At 73.6% G+C, this 17093-nt stretch carries 19 protein-coding genes; 9 read left to right on the top strand and 10 right to left on the bottom strand.

Annotated elements, in window-relative coordinates; all coding sequences use genetic code 11:
• Nucleotides 1–24 precede the first annotated feature (24 nt).
• Nucleotides 25–1179: an ABC transporter ATP-binding protein gene (locus DDJ31_RS35350; protein WP_127176340.1), complete on the top strand. Its 1155-nt coding sequence runs from the start codon at nt 25–27 to the stop codon at nt 1177–1179.
• A 9-nt stretch (nt 1180–1188) separates the two neighbouring features.
• Here DDJ31_RS35350 and DDJ31_RS35345 read toward each other — a convergent pair whose 3' ends face one another.
• The 4 genes from DDJ31_RS35345 to DDJ31_RS35330 form a co-directional block, all read right to left on the bottom strand.
• Nucleotides 1189–2124 carry an ABC transporter substrate-binding protein gene (locus tag DDJ31_RS35345; RefSeq protein ID WP_127176341.1) on the bottom strand — a complete coding sequence of 312 codons (936 nt, stop codon included), beginning with the start codon at nt 2122–2124 and terminating at the stop codon, nt 1189–1191.
• Nucleotides 2121–2792 carry an ABC transporter permease gene (locus DDJ31_RS35340; protein ID WP_127176342.1) on the bottom strand — a complete coding sequence of 224 codons (672 nt, stop codon included), beginning with the start codon at nt 2790–2792 and terminating at the stop codon, nt 2121–2123. The genes DDJ31_RS35345 and DDJ31_RS35340 overlap by 4 nt, the downstream gene beginning before the upstream one ends.
• Nucleotides 2789–3469: an ABC transporter permease gene (locus DDJ31_RS35335; protein WP_127176343.1), complete on the bottom strand. Its 681-nt coding sequence runs from the start codon at nt 3467–3469 to the stop codon at nt 2789–2791. Before DDJ31_RS35335 ends, DDJ31_RS35340 begins: the two co-directional genes overlap by 4 nt.
• Before the next feature lie 621 nt (nt 3470–4090).
• Nucleotides 4091–4699 carry a TetR/AcrR family transcriptional regulator gene (locus DDJ31_RS35330; protein WP_127176344.1) on the bottom strand — a complete coding sequence of 203 codons (609 nt, stop codon included), beginning with the start codon at nt 4697–4699 and terminating at the stop codon, nt 4091–4093.
• Between the two features lie 142 nt (nt 4700–4841).
• Between DDJ31_RS35330 and DDJ31_RS35325 the strand changes: the two genes are divergently transcribed.
• Nucleotides 4842–5699: an AAA family ATPase gene (locus DDJ31_RS35325; RefSeq protein ID WP_127182446.1), complete on the top strand. Its 858-nt coding sequence runs from the start codon at nt 4842–4844 to the stop codon at nt 5697–5699.
• Between the two features lie 59 nt (nt 5700–5758).
• Nucleotides 5759–7051, top strand: a complete 1293-nt coding sequence (locus tag DDJ31_RS35320; RefSeq protein WP_127182447.1) for a VWA domain-containing protein — start codon at nt 5759–5761, stop codon at nt 7049–7051.
• Nucleotides 7052–7214: 163 nt separating this feature from the next.
• Here the strand turns inward: DDJ31_RS35320 and DDJ31_RS35315 are convergent, their stop codons facing one another.
• From DDJ31_RS35315 to DDJ31_RS35305, 3 genes are all read right to left on the bottom strand, one after another.
• The gene (locus DDJ31_RS35315) at nt 7215–7916 is read right to left on the bottom strand and encodes an SDR family oxidoreductase (protein WP_127176345.1); all 702 of its coding nucleotides are present in this window, start codon (nt 7914–7916) and stop codon (nt 7215–7217) included.
• A gap of 128 nt (nt 7917–8044) precedes the next feature.
• Nucleotides 8045–9022, bottom strand: coding sequence for a threo-3-hydroxy-L-aspartate ammonia-lyase (locus DDJ31_RS35310; RefSeq protein ID WP_127176346.1), 978 nt, complete (start codon nt 9020–9022; stop codon nt 8045–8047).
• Nucleotides 9019–9705, bottom strand: coding sequence for a helix-turn-helix transcriptional regulator (locus DDJ31_RS35305; protein WP_127176347.1), 687 nt, complete (start codon nt 9703–9705; stop codon nt 9019–9021). Before DDJ31_RS35305 ends, DDJ31_RS35310 begins: the two co-directional genes overlap by 4 nt.
• Before the next feature lie 260 nt (nt 9706–9965).
• On the opposite strand from DDJ31_RS35305, the gene DDJ31_RS35300 reads away from it, so the two are divergent.
• Both DDJ31_RS35300 and DDJ31_RS35295 read left to right on the top strand, forming a co-directional pair.
• Complete coding sequence (locus DDJ31_RS35300) at nt 9966–10370, top strand: VOC family protein (protein ID WP_127176348.1); 405 nt, start codon at nt 9966–9968, stop codon at nt 10368–10370.
• A gap of 129 nt (nt 10371–10499) precedes the next feature.
• Nucleotides 10500–10802, top strand: a complete 303-nt coding sequence (locus DDJ31_RS35295) for a DUF6479 family protein (RefSeq protein WP_127176349.1) — start codon at nt 10500–10502, stop codon at nt 10800–10802.
• A 52-nt stretch (nt 10803–10854) separates the two neighbouring features.
• On the opposite strand, the gene DDJ31_RS35290 is transcribed toward DDJ31_RS35295, so the two are convergent.
• A complete protein-coding gene (locus DDJ31_RS35290; protein ID WP_127176350.1) occupies nt 10855–11724 on the bottom strand; it encodes a helix-turn-helix transcriptional regulator in 870 nt (289 codons plus the stop codon).
• A 127-nt stretch (nt 11725–11851) separates the two neighbouring features.
• On the opposite strand from DDJ31_RS35290, the gene DDJ31_RS35285 reads away from it, so the two are divergent.
• The 4 genes from DDJ31_RS35285 (at nt 11852) to DDJ31_RS35270 (ending at nt 14882) form a co-directional block, all read left to right on the top strand.
• Nucleotides 11852–12847, top strand: coding sequence for an aldo/keto reductase (locus DDJ31_RS35285; RefSeq protein ID WP_127182448.1), 996 nt, complete (start codon nt 11852–11854; stop codon nt 12845–12847).
• A 337-nt stretch (nt 12848–13184) separates the two neighbouring features.
• Nucleotides 13185–13664 (top strand): lamin tail domain-containing protein, encoded by a 480-nt coding sequence (locus DDJ31_RS35280; protein ID WP_127176351.1) that lies wholly within the window; start codon nt 13185–13187, stop codon nt 13662–13664.
• Between the two features lie 234 nt (nt 13665–13898).
• Nucleotides 13899–14555 carry a lysophospholipid acyltransferase family protein gene (locus tag DDJ31_RS35275; RefSeq protein ID WP_127176352.1) on the top strand — a complete coding sequence of 219 codons (657 nt, stop codon included), beginning with the start codon at nt 13899–13901 and terminating at the stop codon, nt 14553–14555.
• Between the two features lie 96 nt (nt 14556–14651).
• The gene (locus tag DDJ31_RS35270) at nt 14652–14882 is read left to right on the top strand and encodes a hypothetical protein (RefSeq protein ID WP_240678369.1); all 231 of its coding nucleotides are present in this window, start codon (nt 14652–14654) and stop codon (nt 14880–14882) included.
• 31 nt (nt 14883–14913) lie between these two features.
• Here DDJ31_RS35270 and tatA read toward each other — a convergent pair whose 3' ends face one another.
• Together tatA and DDJ31_RS35260 are read right to left on the bottom strand one after the other, a co-directional pair.
• Nucleotides 14914–15186 carry a Sec-independent protein translocase subunit TatA gene (tatA, locus tag DDJ31_RS38800; protein ID WP_206280613.1) on the bottom strand — a complete coding sequence of 91 codons (273 nt, stop codon included), beginning with the start codon at nt 15184–15186 and terminating at the stop codon, nt 14914–14916.
• 155 nt (nt 15187–15341) lie between these two features.
• Nucleotides 15342–17069, bottom strand: coding sequence for an LCP family protein (locus tag DDJ31_RS35260; protein WP_240677968.1), 1728 nt, complete (start codon nt 17067–17069; stop codon nt 15342–15344).
• Between the last annotated feature and the right edge of the window lie 24 nt (nt 17070–17093).

Below are 17093 nucleotides of genomic sequence, written 5' to 3'. Positions count from 1 at the left end.
CGCCTCGCGACTAGCGTGACAGGCATGATCCGGTTCGAGCAGGTCACCAAGCGGTACCCGGACGGCACCACGGCGGTGGACGACCTGAGCCTCGAAGTGGCCGAAGGCGAGCTGGTCACCCTCGTCGGGCCGTCCGGCTGCGGCAAGACGACCACCATGATGATGGTGAACCGGCTCATCGAGCCCACCTCGGGGCGGATCTTCGTCGACGGCGAGGACATCGCCACCGTCGACCCGGTCCGGCTGCGCCGCCGCATCGGGTACGTCATCCAGCAGGTCGGTCTCTTCCCGCACCGCACGGTCCTGGACAACACGGCGACCGTGCCCGCGCTGCTGGGCTGGAAGCGCGCCAAGGCCCGTGCCCGCGCCGCCGAACTGCTCGATCTGGTGGGCCTCGACCCCCACCAGTACGGGCCGCGCTACCCGGACCAGCTGTCGGGGGGCCAGCGGCAGCGGGTGGGGGTGGCGCGGGCGCTGGCCGCCGATCCGCCCGTGCTGCTGATGGACGAGCCGTTCGGCGCGGTGGACCCGGTGGTGCGGGAGCAGTTGCAGGACGAGTTCCTGCGGATGCAGGCCGCCGTGCGCAAGACGGTGCTGCTGGTCACCCACGACATCGAGGAGGCCGTCCGGCTCGGCGACCGGATCGCCGTCTACGGGGAGGGCCGGATCGAGCAGTTCGACACCCCGGGCGCGGTGCTCGGCACCCCGGCGACGCCGTACGTCGCCGGGTTCGTGGGCGCGGACCGCGGTCTGAAGCGGCTGTCCGTGACGGACATCGAGGTGGACGACCTGGAGCAGCCGCCGGTCGCCAGGCCCGCCGAGCCGGCCGCGGACGCGGCCCGCAGGCTGCGGGCAGGGGGCGCGCGCTGGGCCGTCGTCCTGGACGAACGGGACGATCTGCACGGCTGGGTCGGCCTCGACGACCTCGGCGCGGGCGGCACGGTCGGCGACCTGGCGCACCGGATGCAGGCGTGGGTGCCGGTCGGGGCGCCGCTGAAGCAGGCGTTCGGCGTGATGCTCCAGCACGACGCCGGTTGGGTCGCGGTGCTGGACGACGCCCGGTTCCTGGGGGTGCTGACCCCGGCGAAGCTGCACGAGGCGCTGCGCCGGTCGGTGGACGCGGACGCGCAGGGCGTGCCGCGGACCGAGGTGTCGTTCGACTCGGTGTCCGACGCCTGACGGCCCCGCTCAGTCGATGAGTTTCTTGTCCTTCAGGTAGGTGCGGGCCACGTCCTGGGCCAGTCGGCGCCAGCTGTCGACCTGTTCGTTGAGGGAGGCAAGGTCGGCGGTGGTGAGGACGTCGTTGAGCTTGCCGAGCGCCTTGGTGGCGCCGGGGCCGCCGGCCCGGGAGCGGTTGACGACGGGGACGACGTAGTCGGCGTTCTGGAGGTGCTTGTCGTCGGCGAGGATGACCAGGCCGAACTGGGAGAGGGTGGCGTCCGTCGTGGTGGTGAGGACCATCTGGTCCTGGCCGCTCTGGACGGCCCGTTTGGCCGGGGTGGTGCCGACGCCCTTGGGGTCGACGGCGGTGATGTCGATGCCGTAGGTCTTCCTCAACCCGGGCTCGCAGTATGGCCGTTGGACGCACTCGTCACCCGCGGCGAGCCGCACCCCGAGCCCGGAGCGGCCGAGGTCGCTCAGGGTCTTGAGATGGTGTTGGCGGGCGTAGGAGGCGCTCACCGCGAAGGCGTTCTGGTCGACGGCCCGGCCGGGCGGCAGGACGGTGAGGCCGCGCGGGGTGGCCAGGCGACGCAGGGCGGTCATCGTGGTGGCGAGGTCGGGCGAGCCGACCGGGGGCGCGTCGGCGCCGTTGGCCTTGGCGTTGAGCCAGTCGGCGAAGGTGGCCGCGTATTCGGGGACGACGTCGATCTGCCCAGATTCCAGGGCGGGTTCGTACAGTTCGCGGTTGGCGACGGTCAGCACGGACGTCTTGTACCCGGCGTGGTCGAGGAGTTGGGCGTACATCTGGGCGAGCAGGTCGCTCTCGGTGAATCCGGCGGAGCCGACGACGAGGTGGTGGCTGTCGCCGGGCGGGGCGGTGACCTCGCCGCGGCTTTCCAGCGAGGGGCCGCTGGAGCAGCCCGCGAGCAGCAGCGCGCCCGCGGCGGCGAGGAGCCGTCTCACCGCGCCGCCCTGGCCCAGCGCGGCGCGAGCCGCTCCACCGTCTCGAAGACCGCCTCGACGACCAGGGCGAACGCGGCGACCAGCACCGCGCCCGCCACGACCTGCGGGGTGCTGGCGAGGTTGAACCCGGCCGTGATGATCCGGCCGAGCCCGCCGCCGCCGGCCAGCGCGGCGATGGTCGCCGTCGCGACGAGTTGGACGGCGGCGATCCGGACGCCGTTCATGATGAGCGGGAGGGCCAGGGGCAGTTCCACCCGCAGCAGCGTCTGCCGTCCGGTCATGCCCATGCCCCGGGCGGCCTGGACGACGTCCCGGTCGACCTCGCGCATGCCGACGTAGGCGTTGGTGAGCAGCGGCGGCACGGCGAACAGCACCAGCGCGACCACGGTCGGGCCCTCGCCCCAACTCCCCACCGGGGTCAGCAGCAGGAGGACCAGGACGGCGAAGGTGGGGACCGCGCGGCCGATGTTGGAGAGGTTGACCGCGAGGGCGCCGCCCTTGCCGAGGTGGCCGAGGACGAGCGCGACGGGCAGCGCGATCAGGCAGCTGATGACCAGGCAGACGACGGTGAGGACGAAGTGCTGGAGGAGCCGGTGCGCGATGCCGTTGTCGCCCGACCAGTTCGCGGGGTCGGTGAGCCAGTGCCAGGCGTCGGTGAGGGTCGTCATCCGCGGGCCGCCCTCGTCCACGGGGTGAGCAGCCGCTGCACGCCGAGGAGCAGCACGTCGGCGACGACGGCGATGACCACGCACAGCACCGACGCGGTCAGCACCTGCGCCTTGAAGTAGGTGTTCATCCCGGCGTAGATGAGGTTGCCGAGGCCGCCGAATCCGACGATCGCGCCGACCGTGACCAGGGAGACCGCGGAGACGGTGGCGATGCGCAGTCCGGCCATGGCGGCGGGCAGGGCGAGCGGGAGTTCGACGGTGAGCAGCAGCCGGACGGGCCCGTAGCCGAGGCCGCGGGCGGCCTGCCGGGTCTCCTCGGGGACGGCGCGCAGCCCGGCGAGGATGTTGCGGACCAGCAGGGTCAGCGAGTACAGCACGAGCCCGGCGACGACGAGGCTCGCGGAGAGCCCGTACACGGGCAGGAGCAGCGAGAACATCGCGAGGGAGGGGATCGTGTAGAGGATCGTCGTGACGGCGAGCACGGGCCCCGACGCCCAGCGCCAGCGGCGCGCGAGCACCGCGAGCGGGAGGGCGAGCGCGAGCCCGATGAGGACGGCGGCCACGGTGAGCTGGAGGTGCTGGACGACGGCGTCGAGGAGGATCTGCTTGCGGGTGGTCAGGTACGCGCCACAGATCCAGTCATTGCGGGCGAGGCAGTCGTCCGGGGGCGCGGTCACGGGTCCATTGCACCGTCCCCGCGCCGGGAACGCCGCGTTGTGGTGACCCGTACGGGGGTCTGACGAAGGGGCGGCGGAGCGTTGCGCGGGGGGCCGCGGGGGGCTGCGGGAGGTCGCGGGAGCCCGGGTGGCGACACCGGCGAGGCACACCGGGCCGGGCACCCGAACGGCCCCTGCCCGCGCGCCGCCGCTCTACGACTGCTCGCCCCGCAGCACCGTCGTACGACTGCTCGCCCGCCCCACCGTCGTACGACTGCTCGCCCCTGCTCCGCTGTACGGCTGCCTGCCCCCCACCCCGCCGCTGTACGACTGCCAGGGCGCCTCACCGCTGTACGGCCGCCCGCCTCACCTCGTCGCTGTAGGGCCGCCCGCCCGCCTCACCGTTGTACGGCTGCCCGCGCGCCCCCTGCTGTACTACTGCCAGGCCGCCTCACCGCTGTACGGCCGCCAGGGCGCCTCACCGCTGTACGGCTGCACGCCCCACCTCGTCGCTGTACGGCCGCCCGCCCGCCTCACCGCTGTACGGCTGCCCGCCCCACCCCGCCGCTGTCCGAATCCCCCCGTCTCACCGCTGAACCGGCCGCTCCCCCACCCCCGTTACACCGGCCGCTCCCCCACCCGTTACGCCGGCGGCTCCCCCGGCTCCCCCTGCCCGGTCGGCCGGCGCATGCCTCCCGCGTCCAGCAGGGCCGCCGCCGTCGTCGCCGTCAGGCCGGGCAGGGTCTCGATGCCCGCGCCCGCGCGGGCGCTCGCGCCGTCGAAGATCAGCATCAGCTGCCTGGCGAGGAACGCGGGGTCGTCGGCGCCGCCCAGCTCCGCCTGGACGCGGAAGGCGTCCTGGAGGCGCTGTTTGGCCTCGCGCGCGACCGCGCTCGCCGGGTGCGCGGGGTCCTTCAGCTCGACCAGGGCGGCCAGGTAGGGGCAGCCCCGGTAGCCGGGCGCGGTCGACAGCGCCTCGGCCCGTTGGAAGACGTACAGGATCCGTTCGCGCGGGGTGCCCGCGTCCTCGGGCCCCGGCGCGAGCTGCGCCGCGTAGCCGGGCGCGCGCCGTTCCAGGCTCGCCGCGAGCACCTCGTCCTTGCCGGCGAACAGCTGGTACATCGAGCGTTTCGAGACGCCCGCCGTCCGGCACAGCGTCTCGACGCCGATGGAGACGCCGTCGCGGTAGAAGAGTTCGGTCGCCGCGTCGAGCAGCCGGTCCCGCGTGGACGCCTTGTCTGTCGTGGCCATACCGCGAGGCTACCTCCGTCGCGCCGATGGGGAAAACCGATCGGTATACCGGCTGCACCGGCGCGGGAGCCTGTGGCAGAGTGGCTGACCAAGCGCTTGGCCAGCCCTCGACGTGCCCATCGACCCGCAGGAGGACCCGTTGCTGTTCCACTCCGTCGACGACGTGTCCGCGCGGCTCGCCGGGACCGGCTATCTGGCCTCGCCCGCCGTCGCGACGACGGTCTTCCTCGCCGACCGGCTGGGCAAGCCGCTGCTGGTGGAGGGGCCCGCGGGGGTCGGCAAGACCGAGCTGGCGAAGGCCGTCGCCGAGGTGGCCGGGGCCCGTCTGGTGCGGTTGCAGTGCTACGAGGGCGTCGACGAGTCGCGGGCGCTGTACGAGTGGAACCACGCCAAGCAGCTGCTGCGCATCAGCGCGGGACGCGACGAGACGTGGGACGACGCCCGCACGGACATCTTCAGCGAGGAGTTCCTCCTCCCGCGCCCGCTGCTCACCGCGATCCGCGGCGACGACCCCAAGGTCCTGCTGATCGACGAGACCGACAAGGCGGACGTCGAGGTCGAGGGGCTGCTCCTCGAAGTGCTCAGCGACTTCCAGGTGACCGTCCCCGAACTCGGCACGGTCACCGCGACCCGGCGCCCCTTCGTGGTCCTCACCTCCAACGCCAGCAGGGAACTCTCCGAGGCGCTGCGCCGCCGCTGCCTCTTCCTGCACATCGGCTTCCCCGACGAGGAGTTGGAGCGCGCGATCGTCCGCCTGAAGGTGCCCGATCTCGACGGGGCGCTGGCCGCCTCGGTGGTCCGGGTGGTGGGCGCGCTGCGGGCGATGGAGCTGCGCAAGGTGCCGTCGGTGTCGGAGACCATCGACTGGGCGCGCACCCTGCTGGCGCTGGGCGCCGACACCCTGGACGAGACCCTGGTCAGGGACACCCTCGGCGTCCTGCTCAAACACCAGGACGACGTCCTGAGGGCGACCGCCAAGCTGGACCTGGACGCCGTGTGACCGCCCCGGGAGTCACCGAGCGGCTGACCTCGCTCGTCGGGGCGCTGCGCGCGCACGGGATGCGGATCGGGACCGGCGAGACGGTGGACGCGGCCCGCGCGGTGGACGCGCTGGGTCTTACCGACCGCGAGACGCTGCGCGAGGGGCTGGCGGCGACGCTGCTGCACGGCCAGGCCCAACGGCCGGTGTTCGACCCGGTCTTCGACCTGTACTTCCCGGCCGGCGTCGGCGGACCCGGCACCCGCCCGGCCGACCGGGACGACCTGCGGGAGAGGCTGGCGGCGGCGCTCGCCGACAACGACACCGCCCTGCTGGGACGGCTGGCGGCGGAGGCCGTCGACGGGTTCGGCGGCTACGGCTCCCCGTCCGGCACGGACGGCTGGTCGTCGTACCAGACGCTCGACCGGCTGCGTCCGCAGACGCTGTTCGCGCGGGTGCGGGACGACGTCCGGGCCAGGGGCGGCGGCGCCGGGTTCGACGGACGGCTCGTCGGCGACGAAGTCAGGCGCCGCATCGCGGAGTTCAGGGGCCTGGTGGCCTCGGAGGCGCGGCGCCGGGTCGCCGAGCGGCGCGGACGGGACGAGATCGCCCGGCGCGCGGTCGCCCCCACCGCGGACCGGGTGGACTTCCTGTCGGCCGGCGCGACCCAACTCGCCGAGCTGCGCAGGACGGTGCGGCCGCTGGCCCGCAAGCTCGCCACCCGGCTGGCGGCGCGCCGACGGCGGGCCGCCCGGGGCTCGATCGATCTGCGGCGCACGCTGCGCGCCTCCCTCTCGACGGGCGGGGTGCCCGTCAGGCCGGTGCTGCGCCGCCGCCGTCCGGCCCGGCCCGAACTGGTCCTGCTCTGCGATGTGTCGGGCTCGGTGGCCGGGTTCTCCGACTTCACGATGCTGCTGGTGCAGGCGCTGCACGACCAGTTCAGCAAGGTGCGGGTGTTCGCCTTCGTCAACCGGGTGGACGAGGTGACCGGACTCCTCGTGCACGGCGCGGCCGACCCGGAGGGCCTCGGCGCCCGCATCGACGCGGAGGCGTCCCTCACCTCCCACCACGGCAGCAGCGACTACGGCGCGGCGCTGGGCGAGTTCGTGGAGCGGTACGGCGACGCGGTCGGCCCGCGGACCACGGTGTTCGTGCTGGGCGACGCCCGGACGAACAGGAGCGACCCGAACCTTCCGGCGCTCCGCTGGATCACCGAACGGGCCCGCCGCGTCTACTGGTTGAACCCGGAGCCGCGCGAGCGGTGGGGCACGGGCGACTCCGAGGCGCCCGCCTACGCGGAGACCGCCGAGATGCGCGAGTGCCGTGACGCCCGGCAGCTCGGGGCGCTGATCTCCCGCCTGCTGCCGGTCTGAGGCCGGGCGCGTCCACAAACACCGGATCGCCCGGCGGCCAGCCGGTCAGCCGGTCATCCAGTCAGGCGGCCAGCCGGTCAGGCGGTCAGAGCCGGTCAGGCGGCCGGCCGGTCAGCCGGTCAGAGCCGGTCAGGCGGCCGGCCGGTCAGCCGGTCAGAGCCGGTCAGGCGGCGAGCTGCGGGTACAGTGCGGCCGGGTCGCCCGCGAGACCGGCCTTCACCTGCCGGGTCAGCTCGTCGGCGAGCACCTCGAAGGCGCCGGCCTCGATGCCGTCGAGCGCCTGCTCGGCCACGCTCCGCGGGGTGGACTTGGGGGCGTCGACGCCCGCGGCCATGTCGGTGTCGACGTAGCCGACGTGCAGCCCGGTGACGTCGATGCCGCGCGGCTTCAGGTCGAGGCGCAGGGCGTTGGTCTGGGACCACAGGGCGGCCTTGGAGGCGCTGTAGGAACCGTAGGAGGCGATCCAGGACAGCACGGAGTGGACGTTGAGGAGGTGTCCGCCGCCGTTGCGCTCGATGATCGGGACGAAGGCGCGGGCCATCAGCAGCGGCCCGTAGAAGTTGGTCTCGAATTCGCGGCGGACGTCGTCGACGGGCGAGTCGAGGAAGTTCGCGTTGACGGACGCTCCCGCGTTGTTGATGAGGACGGTGACGTCCTGGGCCCGCTCGGCGACGGCCGCCACGGAGGCCGGATCGCTGACCTCCAGGGCCAGCGGCACGGCGTCGGGGTGGGTGACCGTGCGCGGGTCGCGGGCGGTGGCGTACACCTTCGTCGCGCCCCGCTCGTACAGGGCCTTCACCAGCGCCTTGCCGACGCCTCGGCTGCCTCCGGTGACCAGGACGACGGAACCTGCGATGGCTGTCATGGGACTCTCCTGACTCGACAGGCCGCGACCTCCACCCGCGGGGACGCGACACGGCGGGGAAACCGATCGGTTTCCCACTGACAGCAGCGTAAACCGATCGGTTTCCGAGAGGCAAGGCGGGCCGGGCCCTACGCCCCCTCCCCCAGCAGCCCGGCGAACCGGGCCGTGTCGATGTTGCCGCCCGACAGGATCACGCCTATCCGGCGCGGCGGAGCGCCCGTGCGGCCGTTGAGCAGGGCGGCGAGCGGGGTGGCGCCGCTCGGTTCGACGACGGTCTTCAGCCGCTCGAAGGCGAAGCGCATCGCGTCCCGGATCTCGTCGTCGGAGACCAGCACGATGTCGTCGACGAGCCGCCGGTTCACCGAGAACGTCAGCTCGCCCGGCGTCTCCGCGGCCTGGCCGTCGGCGATGGTGTGCGGCACCCTGATGCTGACGCGCCGGCCGGCCGCCAGGGACCGCCGGGTGTCGTCGCCCGCCTCGGGCTCCACGCCGATCACCCGGACACCCGGGTACAGCCCCTTGGCGGCCGTGGCGCTCCCCGCGATCAGACCGCCCCCGCCGACCGGTACCACCAGGGCGTCCAACTCCCCGACTTCTTCTAGGAGTTCGAGCGCGACGGTGCCCTGCCCCGCCATCACGTGGCGATGCTCGTAGGGCGGGATGAGCACCAGGCCGCGCTCGGCGGCGAGGGCTTCGGCGACATCGGCGCGGTTCTCGGTGTAGCGGTCGTAGGTCACGATCTGCGCGCCGTAGCCGACGGTGGCCGCCAGCTTCGAACGGGGGGTGTCCTCGGGCATCACGATGACGGCGGTGGTGCCCAGCTCACGGGCGGAGAGGGCGACGGCCTGCGCGTGGTTGCCCGAGGAGTAGGCGGCGATGCCCCGGGAGAGCTGCTCGGGGGTGAGCCGGGAGGCCGCGTTGTAGGCGCCGCGGAACTTGAAGGCGCCGATGCGCTGGAGGTTCTCGCACTTGAGGAAGACCTCGGCGCCGACCCGGGCGTCGAGGGTGCGGGAGCGCAGGACGGGGGTGCGGTGCGCGACGCCTTTCAGGCGGGCGGCGGCGTCATGGATGTCGTCGAGGGTGACCGGCGGGGTGGGGGTTGTCACGCGGGTGCTCCGTCCGATGCGGGGTCCGCGGTGGCGCGGGCCTGGGAGAGGTAGCTGTAGGCGGAGGCGCGGGAGATGCCGAGCCGTGCGCCGACCTGTTCGGCGGCCCGGCGCAGGGCGAAGACGCCCTGGTCGTCGAGGCTGCGGAACAGGTCGACGCGGCCGGCCCGGTCGAGCCCCGCCCAGCTGCGGTGGGTGCCGAGCGGGTGGGTCTCGAGGACGGCGTCCACCACGGCGTCGATGTCGTTGCCGAAGGTGGTCACGGGGGTCTCGGCCGGGGCGCCGGTGAGGCCGGCCAGCGCGCCGAGCAGGGCGTGTGCCTCGCCGACGGCGGTCACGTCGACGTTGACGCAGAGGGCGCCGAAGACCCCGCCCGTCGAGTCCCGCAGCATCATGGTGGACGACTTGACCAGTCCGCCCGAGCGGGTGCGGGTGACGTAGTTCAGATCGTCGACCGCCTCGTCGCCGCGGGCCAGCAGGCGCAGGCCGATCTCGCTCATGGCTCCGCCGACCTCCCGCCCGGTCACCGATCCGGCGACCGCGACGACCGACTCCTCCGGCCGCCGGTAGTCGTGCAGGATCACCTCGCAGACCGGCCCGAAGGTGGCCGCGATCCCGTCGACGACCGGCTTCAGCGCCGCCACGATCGCGTCACGCTCCGCTTCCAGGCCCTTGTCGGCCATGACCGCACCCACCGTCCTCTCGCGCTCCACCCCCCACTCTAGACGATGGGTCCAGCTTCTGGACAGACCGTCCAACCCGATCGGGTGATGTGTTCCCGCTCCCGGGCTCGCCTCGGGCGTCGGGCCGCCCTCCACCCGCTCCGCGCGCTCCCCCGCCCGGCGGCTCGTGGCCGAATTCGGCAGAGGTTTCGATTCATCTCGGCCTGACGGGGTACCAGCGCGGCACAGATCCGGGATCGAGTGTCGGTTGAGGAGGGCCCATGGGCCTGGTACAGGCTGCGGTGCTGGTGCTGGATTGTGCGGAGCCGCTGAAACTGGCCGAGTTCTACCGCGAGTTGCTCGACGGGGAGGTACGGCCCGACCCGGGTGGCAACCGGGTCGAACTGATCGGCACGGACGGCACCAGGATCGCCTTCCGGCTGGATCTCAACGCGGTCGCGCCGAGCTGGCCGCGCCCCGACGACTCCCAGCAGGCCCATCTGGAGCTGCTGGCGGCGCCGGAGGACCTGGACGAGGTGGAACGCCGGATCGTCGGTCTCGGCGGACGCCCCCTGGAGACCCGCGCTGACCACGGCCGTACCGACGACCGCCAGTACTCCGACCCGGCGGGCCACCCGTTCTCCCTGCGCAGCCCGCTCCAGCCGGCCGAGCCCAAGACGAGCTGACGGGCGGGCACGTCAGGTCGCGTCGGACCGGGCCGTACGGCCCGGTCCTGACCGCGTCACCCGACCCCACGTCAGATCGCGGCGGCGGAACGGTGGTCTGAGACGCGCGCCGGGGGGTACCCCACCCGGATGACTCCTCCGATCATCTCCGCCGCGACGACACTGACCGCCTCGCCCTTCGGGACGCCCCGGGCCGTCTCCCCCGTCGCGGCGACCCAGATCGCCTTCCCGACGGTGGCCGCCGCCGTCGTCCCCTTCGCCGTGGGCCTGCTGGTCGTCCTCGGCCTGATCTGGGCCGTCCGCCGGGGTATCCGGGCCAGGCGCGGCGAACCCGGACCGCCCGACCCCGCCGAGCAGCCGCGCCTTCCGGCGACCGGCCCGGTCCGCGAGGAACAGCGGACCCGCGAACCGGACGACGACCCCCGGGCATGACCACGCCGACCGGCCGCCGGAAGAGAGATCCCCTGCCGGTCACCTCGCACGTCTAGGCCCCCGCCGTCCCCCCGCCACCGGACGCCCCCGTCGGGAACTCCTCCACGCCGAGGACCCGCAGCAGCGCGAGGCGTTCGCGGGCCTCGGCGTCCGCCGGGGTGAGGACCAGGAGCAGTTGGCGCTGGTCGGGCGTGACGAGGGTCTCGCAGTCCATCAGCAGGCGGCCCACCCGAGGGTGCAGCAGGGCCTTGCGGTCGGCGCGGCGGACCGCCACCTCGTGCTCGGCCCAGAGTGCCCGGAAGGCGGGGCTGGCGGCCCTCAGCCGGTCGACGAGTCCGCCGACCACCGGGTCGGCCGACCGCCGTCCGGCGACCGCGCGCAGGTCGGCCACCACCTGCCGGTCACGGTGCGCCTGCTCCTCGGGCGGGTAGCCGGCCCGGATCGCGGGTTCGGTGAACCAGCGGTGGGCGAGGTAGCGGCGGTCGCCGGTGAAGCGGGTCTGGTCGCCCGCGAGCAGCACGGACATCCGGTTCTGGGCGAGGGTCTCGCCCAGGTCGGACAGGACCAGGGCCGGGGTGTCGCCGAGCAGGTCGAGCATCCGCACCAGCCCCGCGCGGGCCTGTCCCGCGGGCCCGTCGGCGGGCGGCGGACGGTGGCCCGCCAGATGGAACAGGTGGTCGCGCTCGTCGTCGGAGAGCCTGAGCGCCCGCGCGAGAGCGCCGAGGAGCTGCGGGGACGGCTGGCTGCTGCGGCTCTGTTCGAGGCGGACGACGTAATCGACCGACATGCCCGCGAGCATCGCGACCTCCTCCCTGCGCAGCCCGCTGGTGCGGCGGCGCGGGCCGTCGGAGATGCCGACCTCGGCCGGGCGGATCGCCTCCCGGCGGCGGCGCAGGAAGTCGGCCAGCTCGTCACGTTGCATGCCGCCATGGTCCCTCCGGTCGGGCGGGCCGATCCAGGGAGCGCCGCTCCCTGGATGAACGCTCCGCTGCCGAGAAGCGCCGCCCGGGTCCAGGCTGGACAGGGATACGACGACGGAGGAGAACATGATGCGGACACGAACCCTGGGCACGGAGGGGCCGGCCGTCTCCGCGCTCGGCCTGGGCGCGATGGGTATGTCGGGCGCGTACGGCGCGGCGGACCGCGCGGAGAGCATCGCCACCGTGCACGCGGCGCTCGAGGCCGGTGTCACGCTGATCGACACCGGTGACTTCTACGCGATGGGCCACAACGAACTGCTGCTCGCCGAGGCGCTGCGCGGCCGGGACCGGGACAGCTATCAGCTGAGCGTCAAGTTCGGGATGCTGCGGGGGCCCGGCCCGGGGTTCGGCGGCCAGGACTGCCGTCCCGAGGCGGTGAAGAACTTCCTGGCGTACTCGCTGACCCGGCTGGGCACCGACCACATCGACGTCTACCGTCCGGCCAGGCTCGATCCGGCCGTGCCGATCGAGGAGACGGTGGGCGCGATCAAGGAGATGATCGACGCCGGGTATGTCCGCCATCTCGGCCTGTCGGAGGTGGACGCGGCGACCGTCCGCCGGGCGCACGCCGTGCATCCGGTCGCCGACCTCCAGATCGAGTACTCGCTGATCTCCCGCGCGGTGGAGGCGGAGGTGCTGCCGACGCTGCGGGAGCTGGGGATCGGCCTGACCGCGTACGGCGTCCTCAGCCGTGGCCTGATCTCCGGACACTGGTCGGCTGACCGGACGGCGGGACCCGACGACGGCCGCGCTCTCACCCCGCGGTTCGCCGCGGGGAACGTGGAGCACAACCTCACCCTGGTGGAGGCGCTGCGCCGGGTCGCAGAGGCGAAGGGATGCACCGTCGCCCAGCTGGCCATCGCGTGGGTGGCCGCGCGGGGCACGGACATCGTGCCGCTGGTCGGTGCCAGGACCCGGGAGCGGCTGGCGGAGGCGCTGCCCGCGCTGGACGTCGAGTTGAGCGCGGCGGATCTCGCGATGATCGAGAAGGCGGTGCCGGCGGGTGCGGCGCGCGGTGACCGGTACCCGTCGGCGTTCATGTCCGGCCTGGGTGTGGGGAACTGAGCCGGGGCGTCGGACGTCAGCCCGGTGCGTCGCCGTTACTCACCTGCGGGTGAAGATCGGGACCTGGTCGGGGTGGCGTGCGGTGGCGCAGAGGCGGGTCGGCCCGGTGCCCGCGGCGGCGGCCGGGCGGGCCGGCCGTCAACCCTGTGCATTCGGCACATAAATGGACGTTGCAGGTAAGAGTCACGGTGATATGGACGATCGGTAACACCATTCACGAATCACCCGTGGCTTCTTCACCAGGTGGGCAGGGTTGGCCCTGCGACCGACCGGCCGCACCCGCACACCGCACCACCCCGCCCCCCGGGCGGGAGGTGCCGCACCAACAGGGGGACCTGTGTCCGTTTCCACCTCTGTCAGCGCCCGTCGCCTGGCCGCCACCGCGCTCGCGGCCGGCGCTCTCGTCGGGGCGGTGGCGCTGCCGGCGACCGCGGCCGACCACGCCCAGCCGCACCGTGCGGCCGTGGAGATCAGCGGCGTCCAACACGACGCGCCGGGCCGTGACGACAACTCGCCGCGCGCCCTCAACCGTGAGTGGGTGGACATCACCAACAACACCCGCGGCGCGGTCAACCTGAACGACTGGACCCTCTCCGACAACGCCGGCCACACCTACACCTTCCACCACTACCGTCTGGACGGCCGCGCCACCGTCCGCGTCCACACCGGCCGCGGCCACGACACCCGGCGCGACCTCTTCCAGGACCGCCACCGTGAGCTGCTCGACAACCGCGCGGGCACGGTGACCCTGCGCAACGACCACCGGCGGGTCGTCTCCGCCTTCTCCTGGGGCCGTCACCACGGCGGTCGCCACTGATCTCACGGCCCCGATTCCCGGGTGACCGCCGTGAGGCGGCACCGGGGGGCCTGAACCCGGCGGTGCGCCGTCCCTCCCAGGGCGGCGCACCGCCGACGTGTGTCCGGGGACGGGCCGGGTTGAGTACCGGTACTCATGCCCCCGGGTGCCCGCCGGGGCGACGATGCGGTCGGGCCGTCGGCCCCGCGGTGGCGTCGGCCGCCGCTCCCCCGGTCTCTCGAAGGAGCCTCGCGCATGCTCAGCGCCCTCGCCCGCACGGTCGTCCCGGTGCTCGGCCGGCTGACGGTGACCTCCGGCGCCGGGGGTGTCGCGCCGGGCAGTGTCGTCGCGGCGAACCACACCTCGCTGGTCGATCCGGGGCTGGTGCTGGCCGCGCTGCGCGGGGCGGGTGTGGAGCCGGTGGTGCTCGCGGCGGCGGGGCTGTGGAAGGTGCCGGTGCTCGGCCGGTGCCTCACCCGTGAGGGTCATGTCCCGGTGCACCGGGGCAGCGGCCGGGCGGCGCGGGCGCTGGATCTCGCGGCGGACGCGCTGGCCGCGGGCCGGGTCGTGGTGCTCTACCCCGAGGGACGGCTGCCCGGACGGCGGGATTCCGCCGACCGCGCTCCGGAGGCGTTCCGCACGGGACTCGCCCGGCTCGCCCTCGCCACCGGCGCACCGGTGGTGCCGTTGGGGCACGCCGGGGCCCGCCGGATCACCTCGGGCGGCGGGGCGAAGCAGCTCGCCGGGCTGTTCACGGCGCCGCTGCGGCGTCCCGCGCTGCATGTCCATCTCGGCGAGCCCGTCCGGCTGGGCGGAGACGTCCGGACGGCGACCGCCGAGCTGCGCGCCGCCGTGCACCGGGCCTGGCGGCAGGCGGTGGAGCAGCTCCCGCAGGGTGCCGGGGGCAGGTGAGCCTCGGCCGTCACGAAGGCGACTTCCGTCAACACTTGCGCAACCTCTAAAGTGTCGGGCGTGACGACAACCGATGCGACGGGATGGGAGTCCGCCGTGCGGACAGCGGATGTGACGGGATGGGAGTCCGCCGTGCTCGACGGCGGACCCGCGGACGGGATGCGGATGAAGGTCGCCGACCGGCCGCGGGTGCTTCAGGTGACCTACCCCTGCCGGACGGAGGCGGCGGCCGACGGACCGCGGGTGGAGGCGGTGTTCGTCTACCGGCGCGACTACGCCGTCAACCAGGAGCCCCTGCGGTACGGGTTCGACATCGCGAGCCCCTGACGGACCCTCCGGTCCTCCCGGTGGCCGGCGGTCAGCGGGCGGGCTGGGCGGCCTCGCCCGCCGGACGGGCGGCGACGGGCCCGCCCTGGGGCTCCTGGGCCTCGACGGTCTGCGCGGCGAGGTCACCGGCGGCGGTCGGCGCGGGGGCTTCGTCCTCCTTCATGGCCTTCGCCTCGCTCTTGAGGATGCGCATCGACTTGCCCAGCCCGCGGGCCGCCTCGGGCAGCTTCTTCGAGCCGAACAGCACGATGACCACGAGGGCCACGATCAGCAGGTGCCAGGGTTCCAGTCCGTTGCGGAGCATCCCGCACCCCTCTCTGGTGTATCCAACAGGTCTCTACGGATGCCTCTGTCGCAGCCTCTGCGGGCGGTCACCGCCGCAGATTCCCACAGGTCGCCGCAGGTGTCTTTGTTGCTGCCTTGCGCAACTGTACAACTCCGGTGTCCCGAGGGCGCCGGTCAGTCGTCGGAATCGGGCTTGCCGCTCGACGCCGCGTACGCCTGCGCGGGCGTCATCGGGACGCCGCCCAGCGCGACCGTCCGGTAGGGGCTGACCTCGGCGCAGGTCTTGTCCTGGTCGGCGGTCTGCGCGTGGGCGTTGGAGACGGCGGCGCCGGTGTCGGCGGGCGCGGGCTCGCCGGCGCCGCCCGGATAGGTCGAGCCGCTCGGCCAGTCGGAGCCGATCACCAGGGTCAGACCGGTGCCGGTGCCCTGCCTCAGGTGCGAGGCGGGCAGCCCGAGCGCCTTGGCGACGGTCTGCGCCTCGCCCTTCTGGCCGGTGCCGTAGCCGAGGGTGGTCGTGGTCGCGGCGCCGGCCGCGTTGCCCGTGGTCGTGCCGGAGTTGAAGCCCTGGCCGACGAGGGCCGTGGCGACCGAGGCGGCCCGGCCGGTGATGCCGGTGCCGTTCTGCACCGTCACCGCGATCCGCGCGGCGGGCACGGCCGAGGCGGTGGGCGACGCGGACGGCGTGGCCCCGGCGGCCTTCTTGCCCGACCCGGTGGTCAGCGACCGGTCCTCGGCGATGGCGGAGAAGAGGGTCTTCGCACCCGCTCCGACCACCACCCGGTCGCTGTCGCTCGGGTCGGGGGCGGTCTGCATGGTGGTGAAGGTCATCCGCTTGGTGGGGACCTTGTTCACGTCGGCCGCCAGCGAGATCAGCTTCTTCACGCTGCCGAGACCGTCGTCCACGGTCAGCGCCTTGGTGGCGGCGTCGGCGAGGGAGTAGACGGCGGTGGGGTCGGTGAGCGTGCCCGCGCTCTTGAACTTGCGGATCATCGCGCTGAGGAAGATGTGCTGCGAGACCGTGCGGCCGAGGTCGCTGCCGTCGCCGAAGCCGTGCCGGGAGCGGACGAACTCCAGCGCCGCCTGCCCCTTCAGGGTGTGCGCGCCCTTGGACAGCTTGAGGTGCGAGTAGGTGTCGTAGACGTTGTCGTCGACGCACACGGAGACCCCGCCGACCGCGTCGGACATCTTGACCACACCCGCGAAGTCGAGCTTCACGAAGTGGTCGATGGGGATGCCGGTGAGCTGGTGGACGGTTGCCACCTGGCAGGCGGGGCCGTACCGCAGCGCGCTGTTGATCTGACCGTGGTAGCCGGACGTGGAGAGTCCGTCGGCGGTGTCCCGGCAGGCGGGGATGTCGGTCATGGTGTCGCGCGGAATGCTCATGACGGTGGCGTTGGAGCGGTCGGCCGAGATGTGCACGACCATCTCGACGTCCGCGTTGCCGCCGCTCTGCACGCCGGTGCGCGAGCAGCCGCCGCCGAGGGCGCAGTCGGCCTTGCTGGTGCGGCCGTCCGAGCCCATCACCAGGATGTTGATCGGGGTGCGACCGAAGGCGTCCGCCTTCTCCGCGCCGCCCTTGCCGTCGATGGAGTAGCTCTGGATGTTGCCGTTCAGGTGCTCGTAGAACCACCAGCCTGCGCCCGCCGTGCCCAGGACCAGGACCGCGAGGCACACGCTGATGATCCGCAGCACCCGCCTCGGCCCGCGGCCCGGTCCGCCCCCGCGCTTCGCCGTCGGCCGGCCGTGCGGTCCTGAGCCCGACCGGCCGTCGCCCGGCGGCCGGGCCGCGCCTGCGGACCGGCTCTGGTCGCCCGGACGGGCCGCGCCGGGTCCGGCGCCGCGCTGTGCCGGCGTCCGGTCGGTGCGGCTACGGGTGCCCTGGCCGCCCCACGGGTCGCTCATCTCCCACTCCCACGAAACGATCGG

The sequence above is a fragment of the Streptomyces griseoviridis genome, from assembly GCF_005222485.1.
GTDB classification, from domain to species: domain Bacteria; phylum Actinomycetota; class Actinomycetes; order Streptomycetales; family Streptomycetaceae; genus Streptomyces; species Streptomyces hintoniae.
The sequence above is the reverse complement of the archived record's forward strand: the minus strand, read 5'-3'. Positions and strand labels throughout refer to the sequence as shown.

Coding starts and splice junctions, on each gene's coding strand:
- DDJ31_RS35350 (WP_127176340.1), top strand. CDS start 25: ATGATCCGGTTCGAGCAGGTCACCAAGCGGTACCCGGACGGCACCACG.
- DDJ31_RS35340 (WP_127176342.1), bottom strand. CDS start 2,792: ATGACGACCCTCACCGACGCCTGGCACTGGCTCACCGACCCCGCGAAC.
- DDJ31_RS35330 (WP_127176344.1), bottom strand. CDS start 4,699: ATGGCCACGACAGACAAGGCGTCCACGCGGGACCGGCTGCTCGACGCG.
- DDJ31_RS35320 (WP_127182447.1), top strand. CDS start 5,759: ATGCGGATCGGGACCGGCGAGACGGTGGACGCGGCCCGCGCGGTGGAC.
- DDJ31_RS35315 (WP_127176345.1), bottom strand. CDS start 7,916: ATGACAGCCATCGCAGGTTCCGTCGTCCTGGTCACCGGAGGCAGCCGA.
- DDJ31_RS35305 (WP_127176347.1), bottom strand. CDS start 9,705: ATGGCCGACAAGGGCCTGGAAGCGGAGCGTGACGCGATCGTGGCGGCG.
- DDJ31_RS35300 (WP_127176348.1), top strand. CDS start 9,966: ATGGGCCTGGTACAGGCTGCGGTGCTGGTGCTGGATTGTGCGGAGCCG.
- DDJ31_RS35295 (WP_127176349.1), top strand. CDS start 10,500: ATGACTCCTCCGATCATCTCCGCCGCGACGACACTGACCGCCTCGCCC.
- DDJ31_RS35290 (WP_127176350.1), bottom strand. CDS start 11,724: ATGCAACGTGACGAGCTGGCCGACTTCCTGCGCCGCCGCCGGGAGGCG.
- DDJ31_RS35285 (WP_127182448.1), top strand. CDS start 11,852: ATGCGGACACGAACCCTGGGCACGGAGGGGCCGGCCGTCTCCGCGCTC.
- DDJ31_RS35275 (WP_127176352.1), top strand. CDS start 13,899: ATGCTCAGCGCCCTCGCCCGCACGGTCGTCCCGGTGCTCGGCCGGCTG.
- tatA (WP_206280613.1), bottom strand. CDS start 15,186: ATGCTCCGCAACGGACTGGAACCCTGGCACCTGCTGATCGTGGCCCTC.
- DDJ31_RS35260 (WP_240677968.1), bottom strand. CDS start 17,069: ATGAGCGACCCGTGGGGCGGCCAGGGCACCCGTAGCCGCACCGACCGG.